At 67.8% G+C, this 26552-nt stretch carries 25 protein-coding genes and 1 tRNA gene; 11 read left to right on the top strand and 15 right to left on the bottom strand.

What is annotated here, in order from left to right:
* Positions 1–7: 7 nt before the first annotated feature.
* Together mutS and Q0833_RS16560 are read right to left on the bottom strand one after the other, a co-directional pair.
* Positions 8–2605, bottom strand: coding sequence for a DNA mismatch repair protein MutS (mutS, locus tag Q0833_RS16565; RefSeq protein ID WP_298437601.1), 2598 nt, complete (start codon positions 2603–2605; stop codon positions 8–10).
* 57 nt (positions 2606–2662) lie between these two features.
* A complete protein-coding gene (locus tag Q0833_RS16560; RefSeq protein ID WP_298437599.1) occupies positions 2663–3181 on the bottom strand; it encodes an inorganic diphosphatase in 519 nt (172 codons plus the stop codon).
* A gap of 107 nt (positions 3182–3288) precedes the next feature.
* Between Q0833_RS16560 and Q0833_RS16555 the strand changes: the two genes are divergently transcribed.
* On the top strand, positions 3289–5550 hold the full coding sequence (locus Q0833_RS16555) for an NADP-dependent malic enzyme (protein WP_298437596.1): 2262 nt from the start codon (positions 3289–3291) through the stop codon (positions 5548–5550).
* Between the two features lie 182 nt (positions 5551–5732).
* Positions 5733–6356: an exonuclease domain-containing protein gene (locus Q0833_RS16550; protein WP_298437593.1), complete on the top strand. Its 624-nt coding sequence runs from the start codon at positions 5733–5735 to the stop codon at positions 6354–6356.
* Positions 6357–6372: 16 nt separating this feature from the next.
* On the opposite strand, the gene dnaJ is transcribed toward Q0833_RS16550, so the two are convergent.
* The gene (gene dnaJ, locus Q0833_RS16545; protein ID WP_298437590.1) at positions 6373–7536 is read right to left on the bottom strand and encodes a molecular chaperone DnaJ; all 1164 of its coding nucleotides are present in this window, start codon (positions 7534–7536) and stop codon (positions 6373–6375) included.
* A 69-nt stretch (positions 7537–7605) separates the two neighbouring features.
* Positions 7606–9525: a molecular chaperone DnaK gene (dnaK, locus tag Q0833_RS16540; protein WP_298437587.1), complete on the bottom strand. Its 1920-nt coding sequence runs from the start codon at positions 9523–9525 to the stop codon at positions 7606–7608.
* A gap of 157 nt (positions 9526–9682) precedes the next feature.
* On the opposite strand from dnaK, the gene Q0833_RS16535 reads away from it, so the two are divergent.
* On the top strand, positions 9683–10306 hold the full coding sequence (locus tag Q0833_RS16535) for an alpha-ketoglutarate-dependent dioxygenase AlkB (RefSeq protein WP_298437584.1): 624 nt from the start codon (positions 9683–9685) through the stop codon (positions 10304–10306).
* Positions 10307–10332: 26 nt separating this feature from the next.
* Here Q0833_RS16535 and Q0833_RS16530 read toward each other — a convergent pair whose 3' ends face one another.
* The gene (locus Q0833_RS16530; protein WP_298437581.1) at positions 10333–10932 is read right to left on the bottom strand and encodes an SH3 domain-containing protein; all 600 of its coding nucleotides are present in this window, start codon (positions 10930–10932) and stop codon (positions 10333–10335) included.
* A complete protein-coding gene (locus Q0833_RS16525; RefSeq protein ID WP_298437578.1) occupies positions 10929–11750 on the bottom strand; it encodes an ABC transporter permease in 822 nt (273 codons plus the stop codon). Before Q0833_RS16525 ends, Q0833_RS16530 begins: the two co-directional genes overlap by 4 nt.
* 107 nt (positions 11751–11857) lie before the next feature.
* On the opposite strand from Q0833_RS16525, the gene cysQ reads away from it, so the two are divergent.
* The 6 genes from cysQ to Q0833_RS16495 all read left to right on the top strand — a co-directional run bounded on the left by cysQ (position 11858) and on the right by Q0833_RS16495 (position 18835).
* The gene (gene cysQ, locus Q0833_RS16520; RefSeq protein WP_298437575.1) at positions 11858–12658 is read left to right on the top strand and encodes a 3'(2'),5'-bisphosphate nucleotidase CysQ; all 801 of its coding nucleotides are present in this window, start codon (positions 11858–11860) and stop codon (positions 12656–12658) included.
* 61 nt (positions 12659–12719) lie between these two features.
* Entirely contained in the window at positions 12720–13616 is an 897-nt protein-coding gene (galU, locus tag Q0833_RS16515; protein ID WP_298437572.1) for a UTP--glucose-1-phosphate uridylyltransferase GalU, read from the top strand.
* 7 nt (positions 13617–13623) lie between these two features.
* Complete coding sequence (locus Q0833_RS16510; protein WP_298437569.1) at positions 13624–14646, top strand: glycosyltransferase family 2 protein; 1023 nt, start codon at positions 13624–13626, stop codon at positions 14644–14646.
* A gap of 136 nt (positions 14647–14782) precedes the next feature.
* On the top strand, positions 14783–15793 hold the full coding sequence (locus tag Q0833_RS16505) for a glycosyltransferase family 2 protein (RefSeq protein WP_298437564.1): 1011 nt from the start codon (positions 14783–14785) through the stop codon (positions 15791–15793).
* Positions 15790–17469: a beta-1,6-N-acetylglucosaminyltransferase gene (locus Q0833_RS16500; protein ID WP_298437561.1), complete on the top strand. Its 1680-nt coding sequence runs from the start codon at positions 15790–15792 to the stop codon at positions 17467–17469. Before Q0833_RS16505 ends, Q0833_RS16500 begins: the two co-directional genes overlap by 4 nt.
* Positions 17459–18835, top strand: coding sequence for a nodulation protein NodH (locus tag Q0833_RS16495; protein ID WP_298437557.1), 1377 nt, complete (start codon positions 17459–17461; stop codon positions 18833–18835). The genes Q0833_RS16500 and Q0833_RS16495 overlap by 11 nt, the downstream gene beginning before the upstream one ends.
* Positions 18836–18839: 4 nt before the next feature.
* Here Q0833_RS16495 and Q0833_RS16490 read toward each other — a convergent pair whose 3' ends face one another.
* The 8 genes from Q0833_RS16490 to Q0833_RS16455 form a co-directional block, all read right to left on the bottom strand.
* On the bottom strand, positions 18840–19106 hold the full coding sequence (locus Q0833_RS16490; RefSeq protein ID WP_298437554.1) for a hypothetical protein: 267 nt from the start codon (positions 19104–19106) through the stop codon (positions 18840–18842).
* A 67-nt stretch (positions 19107–19173) separates the two neighbouring features.
* Positions 19174–19638, bottom strand: coding sequence for a PTS sugar transporter subunit IIA (locus Q0833_RS16485; RefSeq protein ID WP_298437552.1), 465 nt, complete (start codon positions 19636–19638; stop codon positions 19174–19176).
* Positions 19639–19684: 46 nt separating this feature from the next.
* Positions 19685–20254 (bottom strand): ribosome-associated translation inhibitor RaiA, encoded by a 570-nt coding sequence (raiA, locus tag Q0833_RS16480; protein WP_298437549.1) that lies wholly within the window; start codon positions 20252–20254, stop codon positions 19685–19687.
* 193 nt (positions 20255–20447) lie between these two features.
* Positions 20448–21197, bottom strand: a complete 750-nt coding sequence (lptB, locus tag Q0833_RS16475) for an LPS export ABC transporter ATP-binding protein (RefSeq protein WP_298437547.1) — start codon at positions 21195–21197, stop codon at positions 20448–20450.
* Positions 21194–21670, bottom strand: coding sequence for a lipopolysaccharide transport periplasmic protein LptA (lptA, locus tag Q0833_RS16470; protein ID WP_298437544.1), 477 nt, complete (start codon positions 21668–21670; stop codon positions 21194–21196). The genes lptB and lptA overlap by 4 nt, the downstream gene beginning before the upstream one ends.
* Positions 21671–21681: 11 nt before the next feature.
* Positions 21682–22296 carry an LPS export ABC transporter periplasmic protein LptC gene (gene lptC / locus Q0833_RS16465; RefSeq protein WP_298437541.1) on the bottom strand — a complete coding sequence of 205 codons (615 nt, stop codon included), beginning with the start codon at positions 22294–22296 and terminating at the stop codon, positions 21682–21684.
* Positions 22297–22309: 13 nt separating this feature from the next.
* Complete coding sequence (locus Q0833_RS16460) at positions 22310–22885, bottom strand: ribonuclease D (RefSeq protein WP_298438351.1); 576 nt, start codon at positions 22883–22885, stop codon at positions 22310–22312.
* A gap of 115 nt (positions 22886–23000) precedes the next feature.
* Positions 23001–23087, bottom strand: a tRNA-Leu gene (locus Q0833_RS16455).
* Between the two features lie 126 nt (positions 23088–23213).
* Between Q0833_RS16455 and Q0833_RS16450 the strand changes: the two genes are divergently transcribed.
* Positions 23214–24197 carry a complex I NDUFA9 subunit family protein gene (locus tag Q0833_RS16450; protein WP_298437538.1) on the top strand — a complete coding sequence of 328 codons (984 nt, stop codon included), beginning with the start codon at positions 23214–23216 and terminating at the stop codon, positions 24195–24197.
* A 52-nt stretch (positions 24198–24249) separates the two neighbouring features.
* Positions 24250–25638, top strand: a complete 1389-nt coding sequence (locus tag Q0833_RS16445; RefSeq protein WP_298437535.1) for an MATE family efflux transporter — start codon at positions 24250–24252, stop codon at positions 25636–25638.
* On the opposite strand, the gene Q0833_RS16440 is transcribed toward Q0833_RS16445, so the two are convergent.
* Complete coding sequence (locus Q0833_RS16440; protein WP_298437532.1) at positions 25629–26429, bottom strand: undecaprenyl-diphosphate phosphatase; 801 nt, start codon at positions 26427–26429, stop codon at positions 25629–25631. The two genes, Q0833_RS16445 and Q0833_RS16440, sit on opposite strands and share 10 nt — an antisense overlap.
* Positions 26430–26552: the final 123 nt, after the last annotated feature.

The following is a 26552-nucleotide window of genomic DNA, read 5'->3' as shown; positions in this document are numbered from 1 at the left end:
GGCGCGTTCAGGTCAGGTCCTTCAACTCGTAGATCAGGTCGAGCGCCTCGCGCGGGGTCAGCGTGTCTGGCATGACGTCCCGCAGCCGGATTTCGGCGGCGCTTTCGGTCTTGGCGGCGCGGGGCGGCGACGGGGTCACGCTGAAGAGCGGCAGGTCGTCGATCACCGCCTTCGACCCCCCTTTCCGCTCGCCCGCTTCCAACGCATCCAATACCTCTCGCGCGCGTCCGACGACCGCATCGGGCAGACCCGCGAGCTTGGCCACCTGAACCCCGTAGGACCGGTCGGCCGCGCCGTCGCGCACCTCGTGGAGGAAAATCACGTCGCCCTCCCACTCGCGGACGGCGACGGTGGCGTTCTCGACCCCGTCGAGCTTGGCTGCGAGCGCGGTCATCTCGTGGTAATGTGTCGCGAAGAGCGCGCGGCAGCGGTTCACGTCATGCAGGTGTTCGAGCGTGGCCCAGGCGATGCTGAGCCCGTCATAGGTCGCGGTGCCGCGCCCGATCTCGTCGAGGATGACGAAGGCGCGGTCGTCGGCCTGGTTCAGGATCGCGGCCGTCTCGACCATCTCGACCATGAAGGTGGAGCGCCCGCGCGCGAGATCGTCGGACGCGCCGACCCGGCTGAAGAGCTGCCCCACGATCCCGATATGCGCGGTATCGGCGGGGACATGGCTGCCCATCTGCGCCAGCACCGCGATCAGAGCGTTCTGGCGCAGCCACGTCGATTTGCCCGCCATGTTCGGCCCGGTCAGAAGGCGGATTGCCGCGCCGTCGGTCGCTGTCAGAACGGTGTCGTTGGCCACGAAGGGTTGGCCATCGCGCTTGAGCGCGCGTTCGACCACCGGGTGGCGTCCGCCTGCGATCTCGAACGCCCGGCTTTGATCGACCTTTGGCCGGGCCCAATTCTCCGCGCGCGACAGGTCGGCGAGCGCTGTAATCACATCAAGTTCGGCCAGCACGCGGGCCGCGGCGAATATGGCGTCGGACTGATCGAGGATCGCGGCACGAAGCCGGGCGAAAATGGTCGCTTCGATCTCCTGCGCGCGGCCGCCTGCATTGAGGATTTTCGTCTCTAACTCGGAGAGTTCGACGGTCGTGAATCGCACTTGGTTCGCGGTGGTCTGGCGGTGTACGAAGATGGCGTCCGCGCGCATCTTCTCCGCATGGGTCGCAGTCGTTTCGATGAAGTAACCCAGCACGTTGTTGTGCTTGATCTTGAGCGACGCGATGCCCGTGGCCTCGATATACTGGCCCTGGAGTCCCGCGATCACCCCGCGCCCCTCGTCGCGCAGGCGTCGTGCGTCGTCGAGATCGGCGTCGAAGCCCGCGGCGACCAGTCCGCCGTCGCGCATCTGAACCGGCGGCTCGGCCACCAGCGCCTCGTCGAGCAGCGCCCGAAGCGCCTCCTGCCCGATGAGGCCGGACCGATCCAACGGCAGATCGGTCTCCGACAGCAGGTCGTGAATCTCGCCGCTCACCCGGAGGCCATCACGGATCGCGCCGAGGTCTCGCGGTCCCGCGCGGTCGAGGGACAGGCGCGACAGCGCCCGATCCATGTCCGGTGCCTGCCGCAGCCGCGTGCGGGTATCAGCGGCCAGCGCGTCCCTGTCCACGGCCCAGTCGACCGCATCCAGCCGGGCGCGGATCGTCTCGATCTCGGCCGAGGGCGCCGAGATTCGCCGCTCCAACAGGCGCCCGCCGCCCGCAGTCACCGTCCGGTCGATTGCCCAGATGAGCGAGCCGGCGCGCCCGCCCGTCATGCTCCGCGTCAGCTCGAGGTTGCGGCGTGTAGCGGCGTCGATCGCCATCAGCGTGTCCGCCGCCTCGCGCCGCGGGGGGCGCAGAACCGGCAGACGGCCGCGCTGGGTGATCTCGACATACTCGACGAGCGCGCCCATCGCGCCCAACTCGGCCCGTCCGAAGCTGCCGAACGCGTCGAGCGCGGCCACATCGAAGAGCTGGACCAGTCGCGCCTCGGCCGAGGCGCTGTCGAAGGCGCTGGCGCCCAGGGGTGTCAACGCCGCACCCTGATCTTCCGCGATCCCATCGACGCCAGCACCTTCGGTCACGATCAGTTCGCGCACCCCGAGACGGGCCAGGTCCGGGCCCAGACGCACGCGCGGACAGGGCGTGACGTGGAACGCGCCGGTCGAGATATCGGCCCAGGCCAGCGCCCCCTCGCCCCGCACCTCGCACCAGGCGGCGAGGTGATTGTGCGCGCGCGCGTCCAAAAGCGTGTCTTCCGTCAGCGTGCCCGGCGTGACGAGCCGCACGATGCCGCGCTTGACGACGGATTTCGAACCCCGCGCCTTCGCCTCCTCGGGACGCTCCAGCTGTTCGCAGACCGCGACCCGAAATCCCTTGCGGATCAGCGTCATCAGGTAGCCCTCGGCGGAATGCACGGGCACGCCGCACATGGCGATGTCCTCGCCCAGATGCTTGCCCCGCTTGGTCAGCGCGATGTCGAGCGCGGCCGCGGCGAGGACGGCATCGTCGAAGAACAGCTCGTAGAAATCCCCCATCCGGTAGAACAGGAGCGCGTCGGGCGCTTCTTCCTTGATGCCGAGATACTGGGCCATCATCGGCGTGACGGTGCTGGTCATGGCCCCTCCGGGGTGAAGCGTCCCGGGGTGATACCAAGGGCCGCCCGGAGGCGGAAGTCAGCGCCCCGCGTCTTCGAGCATCTTGCGTGCGTCCGACCGGTTGCCGCGACCGATCACCTCGAACCGGCGCTCGATCATGGCGTTGTAGGTCTTGAAGAACCGCTCCATGTCCCATGCGAAGCCCGACCGCATCTGTTCGAGGTCGTCGTAGTCGGAGAAGATGCGGCTGAGCTTGGCCACGGCGACGATGCGGTCGTTTCGCACCATCTCGCCATCCTCCTCGTTCTCCATCTTCAGGACACCGATCAGGCGCGCGTCGATCAAGAAGCCCGCGGGCACTGGCCCGTCGGTCAGCAGGAGGATGTCCAGCGGGTCGCCGTCCCCAGCCTCGGTGCCGGGCACGAAGCCGAAGCCGAAGGGAAAGCGCATCCCATCGGGCAGCGAGAGCGCGATCTTGAAGAGGCCCGACGGGTCGAGCTCGTATTTGTGCTGGCTGCCCATCGGGGTCTCGATGAAGACATTGATGTCGCCGGCTTCGGTGCGGGACGGGACGGATTTCAGGGCATCGTGGAACATGGGGGCCTCCGGGCGTGTCCCGCTCCAATGCGCGAGCGGCCCGGATCGTTGCGCCTGTCCCCCGCGACAGGGGTCGGCTAGACCGGTCCGAGGGACAGGAGACACGCATGGCAGGCCGCACCAAGATCACGCCGGAAGAGGCGCTCAGCTATCATCTCGAGCCGCGGCCGGGGAAGATCGAGATCAACGCCTCGACCGCAATGGCCACCCAGCGCGATCTGTCGCTGGCCTATTCCCCCGGCGTCGCCGTCCCTTGCGAGCGGATCGCCGAGAACCCGGCCCTGGCCTACGACTACACCACCAAGGGCAACCTCGTGGCCGTGATCTCGAACGGGACGGCGGTGCTGGGGCTGGGCAATCTCGGGGCGCTGGCCTCCAAGCCGGTGATGGAGGGCAAGGCCGTCCTCTTCAAACGCTTCGCCGACGTGAACTCCATCGATATCGAACTCGACACCGAGGAGGTCGACGCCTTCGTCGCCGCCGTCAAGCTGATGGGGCCGAGCTTCGGGGGCATCAACCTCGAGGACATCAAGGCGCCCGAATGCTTCATGATCGAGAGCCGTCTGAAGGAGGAGATGGACATCCCCGTCTTCCACGACGACCAGCATGGGACAGCCGTGATCTGCGCCGCGGGCCTCATCAACGCGCTGCACATCTCGGGCAAGAAGATCGAGGACGTGAAGATCGTGCTGAACGGCGCGGGTGCGGCCGGGATCGCCTGTATCGAGCTTCTGAAGTCGATGGGCGCGCGGCACGAGAATTGCATCACCTGCGACACCAAGGGCGTGATCTACCAAGGTCGGACCGAGGGCATGAACCAGTGGAAATCGGCCCATGCTGTCGCCACCGACCTGCGCACGTTGGATGAGGCGATGCAGGGCGCGGACGTGTTTCTCGGGGTGTCGGCCAAGGGGGCGGTGACGCCCGAGATGGTCTCCAACATGGCCGAAAACCCCGTTATCTTCGCGATGGCCAATCCCGATCCCGAGATCACCCCGGAGGAGGCGCGAGCCGTCCGCCCCGACGCCATCGTCGCGACGGGACGTTCAGATTACCCCAACCAGGTGAACAATGTCCTCGGCTTCCCGTATCTCTTCCGTGGTGCGCTCGACATCCACGCGCGGGCCATCAACGACGAGATGAAGATCGCCTGTGCCGAGGCGCTCGCCGCGCTGGCCCGCGAGGATGTGCCCGACGAGGTCGCGATGGCCTATGGGCGCAAGCTGACCTTCGGGCGCGACTACATCATCCCGACGCCCTTCGACCCCCGGCTGATCCACGTCATCCCGCCCGCCGTCGCGCGGGCCGGCATGGATACCGGCGTCGCGAGGCGTCCCATCGTCGACATGGAGGGCTATACCCACCAACTGGCGGCGCGGATGGATCCCACGGCCAGCATCCTGCAGGGATTGTCGGCGCGGTCGCGGCAGGCGCAGGCCCGGATGATCTTCGCCGAAGGGGACGATCCGCGCGTCCTGCGCGCCGCCGTCGCCTATCAGCGCAACGGCTATGGCAAGGCGCTGGTCGTCGGGCGGGCCGAAGACGTGAAGGCCAAGCTCGAGGCGGCGGGCCTCGCCGATGCCGTGCGCGAACTGGAGGTCGTGAATGCCGCGAACACCCGGCATCTCGAGACCTACAAGGATCATCTCTACCAGCGGCTTCAACGGCAGGGTTACGATGCGCAGGACGTGCATCGCCTGGCCACCCGCGATCGCCACGTCTTTGCGGCGCTGATGCTGGCGCATGATCACGGCGACGGGCTCGTGACCGGGGCCACGCGCAAGTCGGCCCACGCGATGCGCCTGCTCGATCATGTGTTCGACATCCAGAAGAACGCCGATGCGGTCGGCATCACGGCGCTGCTGCACCGGGGCCGGATCGTGCTGATCGGCGACACGCTGGTGCATGAATGGCCCGACGCCGAGGACCTCGCCACGATCGCCGAGGCCGGCGCACAGGTCGCGCGCAATTTCGGGATGGAGCCGCGCGTCGCCTTCGTCAGCTTCTCGACCTTCGGCTACCCGGTCTCGGAGCGGGCGACCAAGATGCACGAGGCGCCCCATGTCCTCGAGGCCCGCGGCGCCGATTTCGAGTTCGAGGGCGAGATGACCGTCGACGTGGCCCTGAACCCCGACGCCATGGCGGCCTATCCCTTCTCACGGCTGACGGGGCCGGCGAACGTCCTCGTCGTACCCGCGCGCCATTCGGCCAGCATCTCCGTCAAGCTGATGCAGGAGATGGCGGGCGCCACGGTGATCGGCCCGATCCTGACGGGCATCGACCGCCCCGTGCAGATCGCATCCACCGGCTCGACCGCCAGCGATATCCTCAACATGGCACTCCTCGCCGCCTGCCGGGTGGGTGGCTGACCCCCGGTCTTTGCTCCCCAAATATGCAGGACGCGGCAGGGCCCACCGCGTGAATCGTAGCCGGCGCGCGCACCGGTTCCGATGACGCGCCACATCCTTGCCGTCCGATGCGCCACGCCGCCGCGACGTCTGGGTCCCGGTGTCCTTGGCGGGATCGGTTGCGGCACCCTACATGGCATCCGATGAACGACAGACCCACCAGCCCCGCGCCCGACCGGACGGGCCTCCGCCATTTGGGCGAGCTGCCCGAGGGGCGATTCCGCTTCCTCGCGCTCGACGTCGAGACGGCAGGGCGCGGCATCGGCAGCATCTGCCAGATCGGTCTCGCCTTCGTGGGCTTCGACGGGCGCATCGCGACGTGGTCGAGCCTGGTCGATCCGTGCGCGCCGATCACCCGCTGGACCACGCGCGTCCACGGTCTGACCGATGCGGATGTCGCGGGCGCGCCGGTCTTCGCCGCGCTCTTCCCGGAACTCCGACCCGTGATGGAGGCCTATCCGGTCGTCCAGCACAGCCGCTACGACGAGCGCGCGTTCGATGCCGCCTGCCGCGCCATCGGGGCGCAGCCCCTTCGCTGTCCCTGGGTCAACAGCGTCACCCTCGCCCGCCGCGCCTTTCCGGAACTCCGGGGGAACGGGGGCCATGGGCTGGCCAACCTCAAGGGCGTGCTCGGTCTCGACTTTCGACATCACGACGCGGGCGAGGATGCGCGCGCCGCGGCCCAGGTCGCTTTGGCGGCCGAGGCCAGGCTGGGACACCAGCGCAGCCTCGGGCCACTTCACGATCAGCTTCGGTTCGACTTCTGAGCCGCCCCGTCGGGCATCACTGCGTCATGCCGTCCCAGAAGCCTTTGACCTTGCGAAAGAAGCTGTCGCCCTGCGGGTTGTTGTCGGCATCGATCTTGTCGAACTCGCGCAGCAGCTCCTTCTGGCGGGTGGTCAGGTTCACCGGCGTCTCGATGGCCAGCTCGATGAACATGTCACCGGACCCACTGCCGCGCAGCGCGGGCATGCCCTTGCCGCGCAGGCGCATCTGCCGACCGGTCTGCGAGCCGCCGGGCACCTTCACCCGGCTTCGGCCGCCATCGATCGTCGGCACCTCGACCTCGCCGCCCAGCGCCGCCGTCGTCATCGACACCGGCACGCGGCAATAGAGGTTCACGCTGTCGCGCTCGAAGATCGGATGATCCTCGACCTCGATGAAGATGTAGAGGTCGCCGGTCGGCCCGCCGCGCAGGCCGGCCTCCCCTTCGCCCGAGAGGCGGATGCGCGTGCCCGTCTCGACCCCCGCGGGGATGTTCACCGAAAGCTGGCGCTCCTTCTCGACCCGGCCACCGCCGCCGCAGGCCTCGCAGGGGTTCTTGATGATCTGGCCTGCACCCGAACAGGTCGGACAGGTCCGCTCGACGGTGAAGAAGCCCTGCTGCGCGCGCACCTTGCCCATGCCCGTACAGGTCGGGCAGGTCGCGGGTTCGGACGCGCCCTCGGTGCCCTTGCCCTCGCATTTGGAGCATTGGACCGCGGTCGGGACGGTGATCGTCTTCTGCTGGCCGCCGAACGCGTCTTCCAGCGAGATCCGCATGTTATAGCGCAGGTCCGAGCCGCGCGCCGCGCGCCGGCTGCCGCCGGCGCGGCCGCCGCCGGGCTGGCCACCCATGAAGTCGCCGAAGAGATCCTCGAACACGTCCGAAAAGGCCGAGGCGAAATCCCCCTGCCCCTGCGGCCCTGCCCCGGGACGCCGCCCGCCGCCGCCCATGCCGCCCTCGAAGGCTGCGTGGCCGAAGCGGTCATAGGCCGCCTTCCGCTCGGCATCCTTGAGGATGTCGTAGGCCTCGTTGGCTTCCTTGAACTGCGCCTCGGCGTTCGGATTGTCCGAATTGCGGTCGGGATGCAGCTCCTTGGCCTTGGTGCGATAGGCTTTCTTGATCTCGTCGGCGCTGGCGCCCTTCGAGACGCCCAGCGTCTCGTAGTAGTCACGTTTCGCCATCATTCATACTCCAACGAAAAGGCCGGCCCGGTGAGGGGGCCGGCCTTCGGTTGTGATCCGACCCGAAGATCAGGCCCGCTTCTGGTCGTCGTCGAGGTCCTCGAAATCGGCATCGAGGATCTCGTCATCCGAACCGGGCTCGGCATCGGCGGTTTCGGGTGCGCCCTCGCCCTCTTCGGACTCGGCCTGCGCCTTGTAGATCGCCTCGCCCAGCCGCATCGCGGCCTCGGTGACGTTCTGGATGCCGGACTTGATCTTGCCCGCGTCCTCGCTGTCCATCGACTCCTCGAGCGCGGTGACCGCGAACTCGATGGCCTCGACGGTGGACGGGTCGACCTTGTCGCCATGCTCCTCGAGCGACTTCTTGGTCGAGTGGATCAGGCTTTCCGCCTGGTTCCGGGCCTCGACCAGCTCGCGGCGGCCCTTGTCGGCCTCGGCATTCGCCTCGGCGTCCTTGACCATCTGCTCGATATCCTCGTCCGAGAGACCCCCCGACGCCTGGATCGTGATCGACTGCTCCTTGCCGGTGCCCTTATCCTTGGCGCCGACCGACACGATGCCGTTGGCGTCGATGTCGAACGTCACCTCGATCTGCGGCAAGCCGCGGGGGGCCGGCGGGATATCCTCGAGGTTGAACTGGCCGAGCATCTTGTTGTCGGCCGCCATCTCGCGCTCGCCCTGGAAGACGCGCAGGGTCACGGCGTTCTGATTGTCCTCGGCGGTCGAGAAGACCTGCGACTTCTTGGTCGGGATCGTCGTGTTGCGGTCGATCAGTCGGGTGAACACGCCACCCAGCGTCTCGATGCCGAGGCTCAGCGGCGTTACGTCGAGCAGGACCACGTCCTTGACGTCACCCTGAAGCACGCCCGCCTGGATCGCGGCGCCCATGGCCACGACCTCGTCGGGGTTCACACCCTTGTGCGGCTCCTTGCCGAAGAACTTGGTCACCTCTTCGATGACCTTCGGCATCCGCGTCATGCCGCCGACCAGCACGACCTCGTCGATATCCGACGTGGTCAGGCCCGCGTCCTTCAGGGCCTCTTTGCAAGGCTTGATCGACGCCTTGATCAGGTCGCCCACGAGGCTTTCCAGCTTGGCGCGGGTCAGCTTCATGACCATGTGCAGCGGCTGGCCGTTGGCGCCCATCGAGATGAAGGGCTGGTTGATCTCGGTCTGGTTGGCCGAGCTGAGCTCGATCTTGGCCTTCTCCGCCGCTTCTTTCAGGCGCTGGAGCGCCATCTTGTCCTGCGTCAGGTCGGTGCCGTGCTCTTTCTTGAACTCGTCTGCCAGGTAGTTGACGATCCGCATGTCGAAATCTTCACCGCCGAGGAACGTGTCGCCGTTGGTGGACTTCACCTCAAAGAGGCCGTCGTCGATTTCGAGGATGGTCACGTCGAAGGTGCCGCCGCCGAGGTCATAGACCGCGATGGTGCGCGTTTCCTTCTTGTCGAGACCGTAGGCCAGTGCGGCGGCCGTCGGCTCGTTGATGATGCGCAGCACCTCGAGGCCGGCGATCTTGCCCGCGTCCTTGGTGGCCTGACGCTGGGCGTCGTTGAAATAGGCGGGCACCGTGATGACGGCCTGCGTCACATCCTCGCCCAGGTAGGACTCGGCGGTTTCCTTCATTTTCTGGAGGATCAGCGCGCTGACCTGCGCGGGCGAGAACTTCTCGCCCCGCACCTCGACCCACGCGTCGCCGTTGCCGCCGGAGACCACGTTGAAGGGGAGGTTTTTCTTGTCCTTGGCGAGATGCTCGTCGTCGAACCGGCGCCCGATCAGGCGCTTGACGCCGAAGACGGTGTTCTCGGGGTTGGTGACGGCCTGCCGCTTGGCGGGCTGGCCGACCAGCCGCTCGCTCTCGGTGTAGCCCACGATGGAGGGCGTCGTGCGCGCGCCCTCGGCGTTCTCGATGACCCGCGGCTGCGAGCCGTCCATGATTGCGACGCAGGAATTGGTCGTTCCCAGGTCGATACCGATGACTTTAGCCATGTCTGTCGTATCCTTCTTGGCGATTTGCTCGGCCCCGGGCCCGTTTCGGCACCCCGGTCCTCATCCCGTTGAATGCGGATCGGGTAGACCCGTCCCGCGGTTCGGGGGGTATATAAGGAGGGGGTTTTGACCTCGCAAGGATGTGAAGGGGCACAAATTGAGCGAGTTGCACCCCTCCTCCGCCAATCGGACGATCCGCGGCGCGAAACTGCACGACGGGCTGCTGGACCCGGCCGCGCAGCTCGCCATGGTCGCAGATATCCGTGCCGTGGCGCGGGACGCGCCCTTCGTGACGCCCGTGACCCGGTTCCGACGGGAGATGTCGGTGCGGATGACCGCCGCCGGGCGCTTCGGCTGGGTGACCGACCGGACGGGATATCGCTACGAGCCGCGGCATCCTTCGGGCGTGGCCTGGCCCGAGATCCCCGCATCGGTGCGGGCCGTCTGGGACGCGGTGGCACCGAATGCGCGGCCGCCTGAATCGTGCCTCGTGAACTGGTACGCGCCGGGCGCGCGGATGGGGATGCACCAGGATCGGGACGAGGCGGATTTCGATCAGCCGGTGGTGTCGATCTCGCTCGGGGACGACGCGCTGTTCCGGATCGGGAACATCGCGCGGGGCGGGCCGACCGAGAGCGTCTGGCTGCGGTCGGGCGACGTGCTGGTCATGAGCGGCGACGCGCGCCTGCTGCACCACGGGGTGGACCGGATCGCGGCGGGGACCTCGACGCTGCTGGACGGGCCCGGGCGGATCAATCTGACGCTCCGGGTCGTGACGTGATGCGCGTGCCGACCCTTACGAAATAACTATTTCGACAGCGCGCAGCATCCGCTCAGGACGTTCTCGCCGCGGAGTGCGTCGAACCCGAGGCCGTAGCCGCGGTCCGACATGCCGTCATTGCAGGCCCGCCAGCTGATGATGCCGTCGATCCGCGAGCCGTCGGCGAGCACGACCCGCAAGCCGTGCCGGTCGCGCCGCGACAGCGATCCGGCCCGCGCGGTCACGAGGCCCTCGATCTCGCCCTCGGGGGTCGACCAGCGCGCGGTGTCGCCGTCGACGCGAACGGTCCAGAACGGTTCGGTCCCGAAGCAGGACGCGAGCGGCGGGAACGCGCCCTGCCACTGTCCCGGCTGCCGGGCGAGGAAGCGCAGCGAGACCCAGCCCGTGCCTTCGTCGACATTGACTTGGCCCCAGGTCTCGCGGCCGTTGGGCGCCACCACCTCGACGCCCGTCGCGTCCGGCGCGAGCGTCCCGAGGATCGGCGCATCGGCGCGGGGGGCGGCGCGAATGTTGAGGACGTCGTCCGATGCCACGCCCGCGACGTCGAACAGCGCGGGCCACGCGTCCTGCGTCGCCGCGGCCGGGCCTGCCGCCAGCAGGAGCCATATGGCGGCGATCCACCTCATCGCGTCGCGAACCACGAGGCGGAGGTGTTCCGGCGGGTGAAATGCTCGCCCATGAAGCCGATCACCAACAGGACGGTGCCGACCAGCAGCGCGTATTGCCAGGTCGTGTAATGCGGATTGTAGTTCACGAAGGTATAGCCCCGCGCCTGGTCGATCGTGTGGAACAGCGGGTTCCAGTCGAAGAAGGCCAGCATCGTCGCGGGCAGCGTGTTGGCGACGAACATCTTGCCCGAGGCGATCATGTTCATCCGCTGGTAGATCGAGCTTCCGATATTGGTGAAGTTCGGGAACCACGGCTTGAGCGCCAGAAAGCAGAGCCCGACCGCGACGCCGGTGAACCAGGCGAGGATGAACATCAGGAAGGCATGGCTCGGGTCGTGGATGATGACCGGGTGCCATGCGACGTGGATCACGAAGAGCACCAACACCATCGAGAGCGTCTGGAGGTAGAGGCAGGCCAGCGCGGCCGAGGTGATCGCGACGAAGGTGTTCATCGGCACGTGCAGCATCATGCCCGAAGTCGGGCCTTCGGCGCCGCTGACCGCGCCCACCGCCTTGGTGTGCGTCAGGAAGAGGAAGATCCCCGACATCAGGAACAGCACGAAATCGCCGCGGATCGCGTTGCCCTTCAGGCCCAGCACCGAGAACATGATGTAGAAGGCCGCGACGAAGATCACCGTGGTCAGGATGTTCATGCCAAGTGCCACGAAGCCGTTGCCGTGACCCTTGCGGGTCTCGCGCACCGTCGAATGGAAGATCAGCTCGCCCAGCCGGAAGGCGGCGGCGGGATAGCTGAATTTCTTCTCCGCCTTGAACATGCGCGTCTCCTCAAACGCTTGCCCCGCCGGCGGGGCATACCATAAGCCTCGATCGAGCCAAAGGGGCGTCCCGCGGCGGATCGTCTCGCATTCGGGGATAGATAGGCATGGATTACGGCCAGATGATGGTGACGCTACGGCGTCTCGCGCTCGAAGCGGGCGATGCGATCATGGCGATCTACGAGGGCGGTGATCTGGGCGTGCGAGCCAAGGCCGACGCCAGCCCGGTGACCGCCGCCGACGAAGCCGCCGACGCGCTGATCTCGGCAGGGTTGCGCGCGGCTTGGCCGGACGCGGCGCTGGTGACCGAGGAGCAGTCGGCCACCCACGACCTCGACGCCCGGGATTTCTTCATCGTCGATCCGCTGGACGGCACCAAGGAGTTCGTCCAGCGGCGCGGCGACTTCACCGTCAACATCGCCTGGGTCGAGGACGGCGTGCCGGTTCGCGGTATCGTCTATGCGCCCGCGCGCGGCCGCCTGTTCTGGACCGACGCGGAGGGCTGCACCGTCGAGGAGGCCGGGCCGTTCGATCCGGACACCGTGGGGGCGCTGACACCGATCTCGGTCTCCACCCCCGACGACGCCGCGCTTCTGGTGGTGGCATCGAAATCGCACCGGGATCAGGCGACGGACGACTATATCGGCAAATACGCCGTGGCCGACATGCGCTCGGCGGGGTCGTCGCTGAAATTCTGCCTCGTGGCGACCGGCGAGGCCGATCTCTACCCGCGGCTCGGGCGGACGATGGAATGGGACACCGCGGCCGGGCACGCCGTGCTGGCCGGGGCGGGTGGAACGGTCGTGCGTTTCGACGACCACGAGCCCCTGCGCTACGGCAAGCCCGGCTTCGAGAATCCGTACTTTCTCGCCTATGCGCCGGGTGTGACACTCGTGCCCCGTGCATGATCGCCCCATTGGCGTCATACCTCTCTCATATGCCGAAACGCAGTCGCGGAGGTACGCATCGATGAAGCGCAAGGTCACCAAGGCCATCTTCCCGGTCGCGGGGCTGGGCACCCGGTTCCTTCCGGCGACGAAATCCGTCCCGAAGGAGATCATGACGCTCGTCGACCGGCCGCTGATCCAATACGCGATCGACGAGGCGCGGGCGGCGGGCATCAAGGAATTCATCTTCGTCACCTCGCGCGGAAAATCCGCGCTGGAGGATTACTTCGACGACGCGCCGGTTCTCGAGCAGGAGCTGCGGCGCAAGGGCAAGACCGACCTTCTGGAAACGCTCAAGGCCACCACCATGGATAGCGGCCAGATCGCCTATGTCCGCCAGCACAAGGCGCGCGGCCTCGGGCACGCGGTCTGGTGCGCGCGGCGGCTGGTCCATAACGAGCCCTTCGCCGTCATTCTGCCCGACGACGTGATCGCTGCCGACACGCCCTGCCTGCAGCAGATGGTCGAGGCCTATGCCGAGACCGGGGGCAACATGGTTGCCGCGATGGAGGTGCCGACCGAGAAGACCTCGTCCTACGGCATCCTCGACCCGGTCGGGGACGCACTGGGCGCGACCGTGCCGATCAAGGGCATGGTCGAGAAGCCAGAGGCCGGCAGCGCGCCCTCGAACCTCGCCGTGATCGGCCGCTACATCCTCACACCGCAGGTCATGAAGCACCTGAATGCCGTAAAGTCCGGAGCGGGCGGCGAGATCCAGCTGACGGACGCGATCGCACGCGAGATCGAGGAGGGGCACGGCGTCCACGGCTTCCGCTTCCAGGGTCAGCGCTACGATTGCGGCTCCAAGAGCGGGTTCCTGCAGGCCACTGTCGCGTTCGGGTTGGCCCGGCCCGATCTGCGCGACGAGCTGCGGGACTTCCTGTCGGACCTCTCCTCGGTCGGCTACGCGGCCCAATAGGCCCGGCATGGGCGCCGTCGCCGAAGGCTGGACCGCCTATGCCCTGCGGTGGCGGCGACGTCGCCTGCTGGCGCGGTCCTTCGCCAAGCGACGCCAGCTGACCGTCCGCGCGAACCGCACCGCCGCCATCGCGCCCGGCGCCATCCTCGCCTTCGCGACCATGCGCAACGAGCGGCTTCGGCTACCCCACTGGATCGCACATCATCGCGCCCTGGGCGTCGATCATTTCCTCGTCGTCGACAACGGAAGCGACGACGGCTCGGACGACTGGCTCGCGGCGCAGCCCGATGTGTCGCTCTGGTCGACGGGCCATGGCTACAAGGCGTCGCGCTTCGGCATCGACTGGCTGACCGTCCTTCTGGCGCGCTACGGGCACGGGCATTGGTGCCTGACGCTCGATGCCGACGAGCTCTTCGTGTTCGCCCATCACGACCGGCGCGACCTGCACGCGCTGACCGACTGGCTGGCTGCGCGGGGGCGGCGCGTGATGGGCGCGCTGATGCTCGACCTCTATCCGCGGGGACCGCTGGGCGCGACGCGGCATGGACCGGACGACGATCCGCTCGTGACGCTGCCCTATTTCGATGCCGGGAACTACGTGATGACCCGGCAGGGGCGGCTCCAGAATCTCTGGGTGCAGGGCGGACCGCGCGCGCGGGCCTTCTTCGCGACCGAGCCGCGCCGCGCACCGACCCTGTCGAAGATCCCGCTGGTGCGCTGGAACCGCCGCTACGCCTACGTCTCCTCGACCCATTCCGCGTTGCCGCGCGCGCTCAATCTCGGGTTCGACTTCGACCGCGCCGACACGCCGCGCGGTGCGCTTTTGCACACCAAGTTCCTGCCCAACATCCTGAGCAAATCCGCCGAGGAGAAGGCCCGACGCGAGCATTTCGAGAATTCGGACCTCTACGAGGGATACTATAACGCATTGATCGAAGACCCGATTCTGTGGTGCGAGTCCTCGACCCGCTACACCGGCTGGCGCCAGCTGGAAGGGCTGGGCCTCATCTCCTCGGGCGGGTGGAGCTGATGTTGGAAACAGTTGCGAAATGGAATCATGATAGCGCGTTGCGTCTGAACGTTATTGCGCACGGACCGACATCCTTCGCAAAAGGGGGCGCGAGCGGTACGCCGCATGGGGGCGAGAGAAGGGACGAGCTGGCCGGATGGGCGTGATCTCCTCCTATCGCCTGCGCCTGAGGCGCAAGTACTGGCACGCCCGTGCCCGGTATCACCGGCGCGAGCTGTCGAGCGTCCAGGACCGGACGAGCACGATCGCCCGCAGCGACATCCTCTGTTTCACCACCATCCGCAACGAGCGGATCCGGCTGCCCTACTTCCTCGAATACTACCGCACGCTGGGCATCGACCATTTCATCTTCGTCGACAACGGCAGCGATGACGGCACGGCCGAATATCTCGCGGCCCAGGACGACGTTTCGGTCTGGACCACCAAGGCCAGCTATGCGGGCGCGAAATTCGGGGTCGACTGGCTCAACGGGCTGCAGCGCCGGTTCGGCCATCGCCACTGGTGCCTGACCGTCGATGTGGACGAGTTCCTGGTCTACCCGTTCTGCGACACGCGACCGCTGCGCGCGCTGACCGACTGGCTGGATGCGAGCAACGTGCGCAGCTTCGGCTCGATGCTGCTGGACATGTATCCCAAGGGCCCGCTCGGGGCGCAGACCTATGACGAGGGACAGGACCCGTTCGAGATCGCGGCCTGGTTCGACAGCGGCAACTACACGTTCGAGCGCAACGGCCGCTTCGGCAATCTCTGGATCCAGGGCGGCGTGCGCGCGCGGTCGTTCTTCGCGGATCGCCCCAAGGCCGCGCCCGCGCTCAACAAGACGCCGCTGGTCAAGTGGCATCGCGACTTCGCCTATATCAGCTCCACCCATCAGCTTCTGCCGCGCGGCCTGAACCTGACCTATGACGCCGATGGCGGCGAAAAAACGACGGGCGTCCTTCTGCACGCGAAGTTCCTCAACCTGATGGTCGCCCGCGCCCGCGAGGAGGCCGAGCGGTCCGAGCACTATCGCGGAGGGGCCGAGTACAAGGCCTATTCCGACGGGCTCGATCCCAAGGCGAACCTTTGGTGCAAGTGGTCCGAACGCTACGTCAACTGGCGCCAACTCGAGATCCTCGGGCTGATCTCCAAGGGGAACTGGGCGTGAGCGTCGGGTTCGCCATGCTGGTCCACACCGCCTTCGACCGGGCCGAGCAGGTGGCGCGCTACTGGGCCGGGCACGACTGTCCCGTGGTGATCCATGTCGACGGCAAGGTCACCGCCAAGGTCTTCCGCGCCTTCCGCGACCGCTTCCAGGATGAGCCGATGATCCGGTTCTCCAAGCGCGTGCGCGTCGAATGGGGCGCGTGGTCGCTGGTCAAGGCGACGCAGCTGGCCGCGACGCGGCTCTTGGCGAACTTCCCCGATATCCAGCACGTCTATCTCGTCTCCGGCTCCTGCCTGCCGCTGCGGCCGGCGGACGAGCTGCGCGCCTATCTGGCCGCCCATCCCGAAACCGACTTCATCGAAAGCGTCACCACCGAGGAGGTGACCTGGACGATCGACGGGCTCGAGGCCGAGCGGTTCACGATGCGCTTTCCGTTCTCCTGGCGAAAGAACCGAAGGCTCTTCGACGGCTATGTGGAACTCCAGCGCAAGCTGGGTCTCAAGCGCAAGGTCCCCGACGCCGTATCGCCCCATCTCGGTAGCCAGTGGTGGTGCCTGACGCGCAAGACGCTGAGTGCCATCCTGGACGCGCCGGACCGGGGCGCGATGGATGCCTATTTCGCCAAGGTCTGGATCCCGGACGAGAGCTACTTCCAGTCTCTCGCCCGGCGATATTCCTCCCGGATCGAGAGCCGGTCGCTGACGCTGTCGAAGTTCGACATCCAGGGCAAACCGCATGTCTTCTACGACGACCATCTCGCGCTGCTGGAGCGATCGGATTGCTTCATGGCCCGCAAGATCTGGCCGCGCGCGGACCTTCTCTACGAGACGTTCCTGTCCGAGAGCCGTGTCTCGGAGCGTCGCGCCGAACCCAATCCCGGCAAGATCGACCGCGTCTTCTCGAAGGCGAACGAGCGGCGGGGCATGGGGCGGCCGGGGCTCTATTCGCAGGCACGGTTCCCGCGTCCCGGCCATGAGACGGGGCTGACGGCGGCGCGCTATTCCGTCTTCAGCGGGCTCGACGATCTCTATGACGGGTTCGGCGACTGGCTGTCGCGGCGCATCGGCGGGCGCATCCACGGCCACCTCTACCATCCCGACGGCGCGCGCTTCGCCGGCGGCGAGACGATCATGAACGGGTGCCTGCCCGACAATGCCGAGCTGCGCGACTACCGTCCCAGCCAGTTCCTGACGAACCTCGTCTGGTCGACGCGGGGCGAGCGTCAGACCTTCATGTACGGCCCTGCCGACACCCCCGAGATCGGATCCTTCATCGCGCGCGATCCCAATGCGACCGTCGTCGTCGTGTCGGGCGCATGGATCGTGCCGCTCGCGGCTTCGGACGCGTCCTTCGCCGACATCCGTGCCGAGGCCGCGCGGTTGCAACGATCCGAGCTGGCGTTCCTGCGGGGCCTGCGTGGCCCGGGTGTCGCGGCGCGCGTCCATCTCTGGACGCTGGCGGATTTCGTCGCCCAACCGCTCGAGAAGCTGCAGGGCGTCATCGACGAGATCAACGGCCCCGGCCCGCGCCGCCTGACCGGCCTGCCCGAGATGCGGGACATCTCGGACCTGCCCGCCTTCCTGCAGCGCCTGCGCAACGAGGGAATGAAGCCGCAGGTGATGGGCGACTTCAGCGCCCTGCCGGCGCGCCCGCGCGAGGTGCGCGATGCCGGCTGAGCCGCGGGCCTTCGTCCTCTTCGCCGAGATGCGGACGGGGTCGAACCATGTCGAGGAATCGCTGGGCGGGCTCGACGGCGTCACCTGCTTCGGCGAGGTCTTCAATCCGGTCTTTCTCGGCCAGCACAATCGCACCGAGCTCTTCGGGATCGACATGGCCGCGCGCGAGGCCGACCCGATGCCGCTTCTCGACGCGCTCCTGGCGCAGCCGGGCCTGCCGGGGTTCCGCTTCTTTCACGATCACGATCCGCGCATTCTGGACCGCGTGCTGGACGACGCGTCCATCGCCAAGGTCGTGCTGACGCGCAATCCGCTCGAAAGCTACGTCTCGCTCGCCATCGCGGCCGAGACCGGGCAATGGCGGCTGACCAACCCCAAGATGGCCAAGGCGGCGGCGGTGCCCTTCGACCCCGCGGCCTTCGATGCGCTGGTCGAGGCGCAGCGCGCCTTTCGCGACAGGTTGCACCACCGCTTGCAGGTGACGGGGCAGAGTGCCTTCTGGCTGAACTACGATCAGATCGGCGATCTCGGCGTCCTGAACGGGCTGGCCGCGTTCCTCGGCTGCGCCGACCGGCTGGAGGCGATCCCCGGCAAGCTCAAGAAGCAGAACCCCGGCGAGATCGAGGACAAGGTCACCAACCCGGACGAGATGCGCGCCCATCTCGCGACGCTCGATCCGTTCGCGCTCGGGCGCTCCGTTCATCTGGAGCCCGCGCGCGGCGCGGCCGTCCCGACCCTGATGGCCGCCGCGACCAGTCCGCTTCTGGCGCTGCCGTTGCCCGGTGGGCCAGTAGCTGCGCTGCGCGATTGGATGACCCGGCTCGACGGGGCGCCGCCGGTCGACGGCATGAAGCAGCGCGATCTGAAGCCGTGGATGCGCAGCCACAAGGATTTCGTGAGCTTCGCGCTGCTGCGGCATCCTTTGGCGCGGGCCCATGACGCGTTCCGCGATATGCTGGCGGGAAAGGGCGGCAAGGCCAACACGCTGCGCCGTGTCCTGACCAACCAACATGGCGTCGATCTGGACGGCGACGCGGACGAGGCGTTTCTCGGGTTCCTGCGGTTCCTGAAGGCCAATCTCGGGGGGCAGTCCTCGCTGCCGGTGGCGCCGGACTGGGCCACGCAGACCGCGCTTCTGGCGGGAATGGCGCAGGCGGTTCTGCCCCAGCGCATCATCCGCGAACACGAGGCACAGGCCGAGCTCGACCGGCTGGCCGATCACGCCGGGCGTGACCGGCAGGCGATCGATCTGCCGCGTCCGACCATCGCCGGGGGCGATATGCTCGAGCGGTTGGACGATGCCTGCATCGACGCCTATCGGCGCGATTTCCTGCAGTTCGGCTTTCGCCGCTGGTCGAACAGCTAGGGCCTCAGAGGGGGGGCATCTTGCCCACCGGCATCTCGCCGTCATGGGCATGACCGATCGCATCGGCGAGGTCGGCGGGCAGCAATTCGAGGTTCAGCATGACCTTGCCGTCGTGATGCGACGCGATCTGGTCGGGCGTCAGCCGGACTTCGCCGTGATTCTCGAAATGGATGAGCAGGGCGTCGCCATCATGGCCGCGCACGGCCCCGATATTGACGTCGCCTTCGCGCGCGAAGACGGGCGCTCCGGTCGGAATGTCGTCGATATTCATGGCACAGCCCTCCGGTCTGGTGCGACGGGGAAACGACGCGCGCGGGTCGGTCGTTCCCGCGCCCGCGTCAGGCGGCTTCGGAGGCCTGCATCTCCGTGAGGACGGTGAACAGGATGGCCGGATCCGCATTCGCCCTCAGCTTGGCGCAGAGACCGGGATCGCGCAACGTCCGCGAGACCAGCGCCAGCGCCTTGAGATGGGCGACACCCGCCCCCTCGGGCGCGAAGAGCGCGAAGACGATATCCACGGGCTTGCGGTCCATCGCGTCGAAGTCGAGCGGGTGCTCCAGGCGGACGAACACGCCATGCACCTCGTCCAGATCGGGCAAACGGGCATGGGGCAGCGCGACGCCAAGTCCGACGCCGGTGGTCCCGAGGGTCTCGCGCTCCTGCAGGGCGGAAAAGGCGGTGTCGTAGTCGATGCCGTGCACGTCGCGCGCGATCCCGGCGAGGTCGCAGAACAGGCGCTTCTTGCTGCTTGCTTTCGGCAACACCTTAACAGCCCCAGGGGCCAAGATTTCGGTCAGGATCATCCGGACTGTCCTCGTTTCGATCCCCGCGGGACGCGGGCGCCTGTTGTCAGGTGACGGTGGCGGGGTCAATCCAGCCGACGTTTCCATCGTCGCGCCGGTAGACCACGTTCACACCGCCCCCCTTCTCGTTTTTGAAGACCAGCACGGGGGCCCCGGCCAGCTCCATCTGCATCACTGCTTCTCCAACCGACAGAGAGGGGATCTTCGTCTCCATCTCGGCCACGATCATGGGTGCGAGGGAGTCAGGTTCGTCCTCGCCCTCCTCGGAGGCAAGAATATACGAGGATGCGCCCGAAAGTTCAACTGGCTGGGATCGCTCCTGGTGGTGGTTCTTCAGGCGGCGCTTGTAGCGACGCAGCTGTTTTTCCATCTTTTCGGCCGCGCCATCGAAGGCCGCGTAGATCTCGGTGGCCTTGGCCTTGGCCGTCGCGGTCAGCCCGGTCGAGAGGTGAACGGTCGACTCGCAGACATATTCATGCGCCGATTTCGAGAAGGTCACCTGCGCGTCGGTCGGCCGGCCCGCATATTTCTCCATCACGGACCCAAGCTCGGTCTGGACATGGGTCTGGAGGGCGTCGCCGATGTCGATCTGCTTTCCGGTGATCTGATAGCGCATGGAATCTCCCTGGGGTGGTGAGGACGGGGCGCACCCGTCCGCGTGGTGGAACGGGGGGCCCGGCCGGGCTTGCGCGCGGCGGCTCGTCGGGGTGGGCGCGGCACGCGGCACCATGTCGAGAGCGGGGCTCCATCCCCCGATTGGGCGCTTTGGCGGAGCGTCTGTCAATGCTTGACGCCGGGCGGGATCGTGCCTAGCGCGCGAAGCTTTCGCCCAGATAGACGCGCCGGACATTGTCGTTCGCGACCACCTCGTCGGGGCTGCCGGACATCAGCACGCCGCCGTCATGCAGGATGTAGGCTCGATCCACGATCTCTAGGGTTTCGCGGACGTTGTGATCGGTGATGAGCACGCCGATGCCGCGGGATTTCAGCTCGACCACAAGGCCCCGGATGTCGCCCACGGCGATCGGATCGACCCCGGCGAAGGGCTCGTCCAGGAGAAGGTAGCGGGGGCTTGCGGCAAGACAGCGCGCGATTTCGACGCGGCGCCGCTCGCCGCCCGACAGGGCCAGCGCCGAGGCGCGGCGCAGATGCTCGATATGGAACTCGCCCAGAAGCTCCTCGAGCCGCTCGCGGCGGCGGTGGCGCTTGGGCTCGGCCACTTCGAGGATGGCCATGATGTTCTGCTCGACGGTGAGGCCGCGGAAGATCGACATCTCCTGCGGCAGGTACCCGATGCCGGCCTTGGCGCGGCGATACATCGGCAGCCAGGTGACGTCCTGCCCGTCCAGTGTGACCTTTCCGCCATCGGGCGTCACGAGGCCCGCGATGCAATAGAAGCTGGTCGTCTTGCCCGACCCGTTCGGTCCCAGAAGGGCCACGACTTCGCCGCGCGCGAGGTCCATCGACACGTCTCGGATCACCGGCCGCTTCTTGTAGGACTTGCGCAGCGCGCGGATCTTCAACCCGCCGCCGCCCTCGATGACCGACGGGCCGGTCATGGCTGCAACGTGGTGCGCACACGACCGGTCACGGTGCCCGCCCCGCTGTCGAGATTGACCAGAAGCCGGTCGCCCGCCAGCGTGCTGCCGGCCTGGGTGACGACGACGTCGCCGGTCAGAACGATGTCGGACGAGCCCAGGGTGTAGGTCGCGGTCTGGCCCTCGGCGGCGTCTTCGCCCGCGACGATCAGCACGTCGCCGGTGGCGTTCATCCGCTCGATCCGGCGATCCTCGCCCGGGGTGGCATAGTCGACGGTGACGCGGTTCGCGGCCAGCCGGAAGTCGCCCTGCACGATCACGACATTGCCCGTCAGGACCGCGCGGCCCGTGGCCTGATCGACCTCGAGATTGTCGGCCGCGACCTCGACCGGCGCGTCGGCGTCGTGATTGCCGCCGCCGAAGCCCACGCGGGCATCCTGCGCGGCCACCGGCAGGGCGAGCATCAACATGAGGGCGGTCAGACGCGGCAGCATGGGCAGGGATCCTATCGGGTTGGCGGGACGTATAGCAGATCGACGCCATCGGTGAAGACCAGCCGGGCGGCGCCGGTCTCATCCTCGTCGATCCGCATGCCCCCGGCGCGCAGATCGCCGAGAGGCCCGTCGCCGGTCACCTCGCCCGGCGAGACGATGTCGAGCTCGGCCAGCGACCCCAGAAGGCGCTCGGTCCGCAGGGTAAAGCCGGTCGAGGTCTGGATGCGGACGGCCCCCGCGAGATCCACCGCACGCTCGCCCGAATCGACGCGTCCGCGCAGGGCCGAGACGACGGCGCGTCCGCCGGCTTCGCCTTCAAGGACGAGCCGCATCGTCTCGGCGGTCATGCGGCGCGGATCGTCGGGATCGGGCCGCGCGCTCGCCGCCGACAGCACGAAGGCCGTGCCGTCACCCGCGAGGCCCGTCAGGCGCGGCGCAGTCAGTTGCTGGTCGCGCGCGCGCTCCGAGACGTCCACCTCGGCGAAGGGGATCGCGTCGTTCGGGTCCACCGTGCGCGCCAGGAGGAACAGCGTCGACAAGAGGGCCAGCGCCCCGACCGGCAATACGATCGTCGCGATCCGGACGATGCGGCTGTGGGTGCCGCGGGTGCGATCGGGCGGGTCCATGCGGTCCCTTCTGTCAGGAATGCGCGAAGATGTCCGTCTCGGGATAGCCGATCAGGTCGAGCTTGGCGCGGGTCGGCAGGAAGTCGAAGCAGGCCTGCGCGATATCCGTCCGGTCTTCGCGCAGCAGGCGGGCGTCCAGCACGTCGCGCAGGCGGTGGAGATACAGCACGTCCGACGCGGCATAGGCCATCTGCGCCTCGCTCAACTCCTCGGCGCCCCAATCGGAGGTCTGCTGCAGCTTGGAGATGTCGACGCCGAGGCATTCAGACAGGAGCGCCTTGAGCCCGTGCCGGTCGGTATAGGTCCGCACCAGCCGCGATGCGATCTTCGAACACCAGACCGGCTCGGCCAGCGCGCCGAAGGCGTGATACATCGCCGCGATGTCGAAGCGGCCGAAATGAAAGAGCTTGGTGACGGTCTTGTCACGCAGCAGCGCTTCGAGGTTCGGCGCCGAGGTCTGGCCCTTCTCGATCTGCACCAGATGCGCATGTCCGTCGCCGCCCGACAGCTGCACGAGGCAGAGCCGATCGCGATGGGGGTTGAGGCCCATCGTCTCGCAGTCGATCGCGACGCCGTCGGGGAAGCTCATCCCGTCCGGCAGGTCGCGCGCGTGAAGGGTGATGTCGGATTGGGCGATGGTCATGGCGGCCTCCCGGAAACGCGAACGCCCAGCGCGGGGGCTGGGCGTTTCGTGTGGTAGACCGTGGTGCCCAGGAGAAGACTCGAACTTCCACTCCCTTGCGAGAACTGGCACCTGAAGCCAGCGCGTCTACCAATTCCGCCACCTGGGCATCCACGGTGGAGGCGAGGTATAACTGCGCCCCCGCGCTGTCAATCGCCCCCACGCGATATTTCGCCGCCCTTGTCTGGCTTGGCCGCCGGGGGTATCGCGGGCCCATCGGATCAGGAGTGACCCCATGCAGAAGCTCGTCACCATCTTCGGCGGTTCCGGCTTCGTCGGACGCTATATCGCGCGCCGCATGGCCAAGGCGGGCTGGCGGGTCCGGGTCGCCGTCCGCCGCCCGAACGAGGCGCATTTCGTCCGCATGTACGGCAGCGTCGGACAGGTCGAGCCGGTCTTCTCCAACATCCGCGACGATGCCAGCGTCGCCGCCGCGCTGATGGGGGCCGATGCCGCCGTGAACTGCGTCGGCATCCTGGCCGAGGGCGGCCGCCAGACCTTCGACGCGGTGCAGTCCGACGGCGCCGAGCGGGTCGCGCGGCTCTGTGCGGCGGCGGGCATCCGGTCACTCGTCCAGATCTCGGCGATCGGCGCCGACAGCGACAGCGACAGTGGCTATGCCCGCAGCAAGGCCGAGGGCGAGGCCGCGGTCCTGCGCCACGTCCCCGATGCGGTGATCCTGCGGCCGTCCATCGTGTTCGGCCCCGAGGACGAATTCTTCAACCGCTTCGCGTCCATGGCGCGGCTGGGTCCGGTCCTGCCGGTCGTCGGTCCGAACACCCGGTTCCAGCCGGTCTATGTCGACGACGTCGCCCATGCCGCCGAACTGGCGCTCGCGGGCCGCGCCGCGCCCGGCATCCACGAGCTGGGCGGGCCGGATATCGACACCTTCCGCGAGCTCATGCAGACGATGCTGCGCGTGATCCGGCGGCGCGCGCTGGTGCTCGGGGTGCCCTTCTGGGTGGCCCGCGTCATGGCGACGGTGCTCGACGGGCTGCAGTTCGTGACCTTCGGCGCGCTCCGCAACGGCCTCCTGACGCGCGATCAGGTCCGCAACCTCGCGCGCGACAATGTGGTGGGCGGCGACCATCCGGGCTTTGCCGAACTGGGCATCGAACCCACCGCGATGGAGGCGGTGCTGCCGGATTACCTTTGGCGCTTCCGGCCCTCGGGGCAATATGCCGAGATCAAGGAAAGCGCCCGCAATCTGCGCACCTGACGGCGACGGGTCGCGCACTAGGTCCGCGCAGACAAGCTGACAGGACCCCGCGATGGCGCAGAACACCAAAGACCTGACCGAAGGCCCGGTCTGGATGGCACTTGCCCGGCTGTCGGGGCCTATGATGCTGGGCATCGCCGCGGTGCTCTCGACCGGGCTGGTCGATGCGTATTTCTTGGCCAAGGTGTCGCCGGAGGCACTGGCCGCGGTCGGCTTCATATACCCTGTCACGACCGCCATCGCGTCGCTCTCCATCGGTCTCTCGGCGGGGGCAAGTGCGGTCATCAGCCAGGCGCTCGGCCGCAAGGAGGACGACAACGACGTCACCCGGCGGGGGCTGCACGCGCTGGGCCTCGGGCTGGTGCTGGCGACGCTCGCCGCATTGGTCTTCTGGCTGGTCGACGGCTGGCTGCTGGGCATGCTCGGGGCCGAGGGCGAGGTGCTCGACGCGGCGCTTCGCTATACGCCGCTCTGGTGCGTGGCCTTCCCGTTCCTCGTCTCGATGATGCTGATCAACGCGGTGTTCCGGGCGCATGGCAATGGCGGCACCTCGGCGATGGTGATGGTCGCCTCGGCCATCGTGAACGTCGCGACGACGCCGGTCTTCATCCTCGGGCTCGGCCCGGCACCGGAGCTCGGGATCGCGGGCGCGGCGCTGGGCACGCTGGTGGCGATGGTCGCAGGTTCGGGCGTGGCCTTCTGGCTGGCGTGGCGCGACGGCATCCTCAACCCCTGCACGGCCCCGCTGCGGAACCTCTGGTCCAACGTCAAAGCCATCGCGGGCGTCGGCGGTCCGGCGGCCACGTCGAACGCGATCAACCCGGCGGGCATGGCGCTGGTGACGGCAGCGGTCGCGACGGTGGGCGCAAGCGCGGTCGGCGGCTTCGGTGCGGCGACGCGTGTCGAAAGCGTCCTGTCGGTTCCGCTTCTGGCGCTGTCCTCGGGGATCGGCCCGGTGGTGGGCCAGAACTGGGGCGCCGAGGCGCATGACCGCGCGCGGCTGGCCCTGAAGCAGTGCCTGATCTTCTCGGTCGGCTACGGCCTTCTCGTGGCGCTCGTCCTGACCTTCTTCGCCGGACCCATCGCCACCGCGTTCGGCGCGGGCGAGGAAAGCACCGAAGCCGCCGCGTCCTATCTCCGGGTCGTCGGCTGGTCGATCTTCGGCTTCGGGATGCTGGTGACCGGCAACGCCGCGCTGAACGCGATCTCGCGCTCGGGGCACGCGATGGTGCTGTCGGTGGCGCGGGTCCTCGCGATCTACGTGCCGCTCGCGTGGTTGGGCGTCACGCTCTTCGGGTATCCGGGGATCCTCGGGGCGGCGGTGGTGGCGAACCTCTTCGGGGCATGGGCCGTGCTGGTCGCCGCGCGCTCGGTGGACCTTCTGGAGACGGAGTTCGTCGGCGTCGCGGCACCCGCCCGCGTCGTTCCGGGTCAGGTGTAGGCCCAGGCCAACAGGAACAGCCCCAGGGCGATGCGATAGATGACGTAGGGCGTGAAGCTGACCGACTGCAGCAGTCGGAACATCAGCTGGAGCGCCACGAGGGCCGCGCCGAAAGACAGGACGGCGGCGATGCCGGCATCGCGGGCCAGCGCGCCATCGGCCTCACCGACCACGTCGAGCCCCACCAGGACACCGGAGGCGAGGATCGTCGGGATCGACATCAGCATCGCGATCCGCGCGGCCTCGGACCGCTCGTAGCCCATGGCGCGCGCGCCGGTGATGCAGATCCCCGAGCGCGACGTGCCGGGAATGAGGGCGACGGCCTGCCAGAGCCCGAGCTTCAGCGCGGCGCGCGGTGTCCAGTCCGCGAGGCCCTTCAGCTGCGCGCCCCGCCGGTCGAACCACCAGAGCAGGAGGCCGAACCCCAGCATGGCCCACCCGATCACCGCGACCGAGCGCATCGCCTCGGTGCCGACCGTGAGCTTGATCGCCAGCCCGGCGAGGATCACCGGGATCGTCGCGATCGCCAGCCCGGCGGCAAGCCGCGTCTCCGCATCCTTCCGCCCCTGCAAGAGCCCCAGCATCCCGACCAGCGCGCGCGCCACGTCGGACCGGAAGTAGAGGATCACGGCCCCCAGCGTGCCGACATGCACCGCCACATCGAGAACCGGTCCCTGATCCGCCAGCCCGGTCAGCGCGGGCAGCAGGATGAGATGCCCCGAGGAGGAGACCGGAAGGAACTCCGTCACGCCCTGAAGGACGGCCAGAAGAAAGAGATGCCAGAGGGCCATTGCTCGATTCGCCTTGTTTGCGCGCAGTGTGAATCACCCGTGCAGGCAGGGAAAGCGAAGGTATGGGGCCGACTCGGCCCTAATATGCGACGGCTGCTTGCGGAAATCCGCGGACATGCATAG

Origin of the sequence: uncultured Jannaschia sp., from assembly GCF_947503795.1 — a bacterium.
In the GTDB taxonomy this organism is placed as follows: Bacteria; Pseudomonadota; Alphaproteobacteria; order Rhodobacterales; family Rhodobacteraceae; genus Jannaschia.
Note: the sequence above shows the minus strand (reverse complement) of the source record. Positions and strands in the feature narration are given on the sequence as shown.

Bases quoted from the DNA above. Each gene is read 5' to 3' on its own strand.
- mutS (WP_298437601.1), bottom strand. From the start codon at position 2,605: ATGACCAGCACCGTCACGCCGATGATGGCCCAGTATCTCGGCATCAAG.
- Q0833_RS16560 (WP_298437599.1), bottom strand. From the start codon at position 3,181: ATGTTCCACGATGCCCTGAAATCCGTCCCGTCCCGCACCGAAGCCGGC.
- Q0833_RS16555 (WP_298437596.1), top strand. From the start codon at position 3,289: ATGGCAGGCCGCACCAAGATCACGCCGGAAGAGGCGCTCAGCTATCAT.
- Q0833_RS16550 (WP_298437593.1), top strand. From the start codon at position 5,733: ATGAACGACAGACCCACCAGCCCCGCGCCCGACCGGACGGGCCTCCGC.
- dnaJ (WP_298437590.1), bottom strand. From the start codon at position 7,536: ATGGCGAAACGTGACTACTACGAGACGCTGGGCGTCTCGAAGGGCGCC.
- dnaK (WP_298437587.1), bottom strand. From the start codon at position 9,525: ATGGCTAAAGTCATCGGTATCGACCTGGGAACGACCAATTCCTGCGTC.
- Q0833_RS16530 (WP_298437581.1), bottom strand. From the start codon at position 10,932: ATGAGGTGGATCGCCGCCATATGGCTCCTGCTGGCGGCAGGCCCGGCC.
- Q0833_RS16525 (WP_298437578.1), bottom strand. From the start codon at position 11,750: ATGTTCAAGGCGGAGAAGAAATTCAGCTATCCCGCCGCCGCCTTCCGG.
- cysQ (WP_298437575.1), top strand. From the start codon at position 11,858: ATGGATTACGGCCAGATGATGGTGACGCTACGGCGTCTCGCGCTCGAA.
- galU (WP_298437572.1), top strand. From the start codon at position 12,720: ATGAAGCGCAAGGTCACCAAGGCCATCTTCCCGGTCGCGGGGCTGGGC.
- Q0833_RS16510 (WP_298437569.1), top strand. From the start codon at position 13,624: ATGGGCGCCGTCGCCGAAGGCTGGACCGCCTATGCCCTGCGGTGGCGG.
- Q0833_RS16505 (WP_298437564.1), top strand. From the start codon at position 14,783: ATGGGCGTGATCTCCTCCTATCGCCTGCGCCTGAGGCGCAAGTACTGG.
- Q0833_RS16495 (WP_298437557.1), top strand. From the start codon at position 17,459: ATGCCGGCTGAGCCGCGGGCCTTCGTCCTCTTCGCCGAGATGCGGACG.
- Q0833_RS16490 (WP_298437554.1), bottom strand. From the start codon at position 19,106: ATGAATATCGACGACATTCCGACCGGAGCGCCCGTCTTCGCGCGCGAA.
- Q0833_RS16485 (WP_298437552.1), bottom strand. From the start codon at position 19,638: ATGATCCTGACCGAAATCTTGGCCCCTGGGGCTGTTAAGGTGTTGCCG.
- raiA (WP_298437549.1), bottom strand. From the start codon at position 20,254: ATGCGCTATCAGATCACCGGAAAGCAGATCGACATCGGCGACGCCCTC.
- lptB (WP_298437547.1), bottom strand. From the start codon at position 21,197: ATGACCGGCCCGTCGGTCATCGAGGGCGGCGGCGGGTTGAAGATCCGC.
- lptA (WP_298437544.1), bottom strand. From the start codon at position 21,670: ATGCTGCCGCGTCTGACCGCCCTCATGTTGATGCTCGCCCTGCCGGTG.
- lptC (WP_298437541.1), bottom strand. From the start codon at position 22,296: ATGGACCCGCCCGATCGCACCCGCGGCACCCACAGCCGCATCGTCCGG.
- Q0833_RS16460 (WP_298438351.1), bottom strand. From the start codon at position 22,885: ATGAGCTTCCCCGACGGCGTCGCGATCGACTGCGAGACGATGGGCCTC.
- Q0833_RS16450 (WP_298437538.1), top strand. From the start codon at position 23,214: ATGCAGAAGCTCGTCACCATCTTCGGCGGTTCCGGCTTCGTCGGACGC.
- Q0833_RS16445 (WP_298437535.1), top strand. From the start codon at position 24,250: ATGGCGCAGAACACCAAAGACCTGACCGAAGGCCCGGTCTGGATGGCA.
- Q0833_RS16440 (WP_298437532.1), bottom strand. From the start codon at position 26,429: ATGGCCCTCTGGCATCTCTTTCTTCTGGCCGTCCTTCAGGGCGTGACG.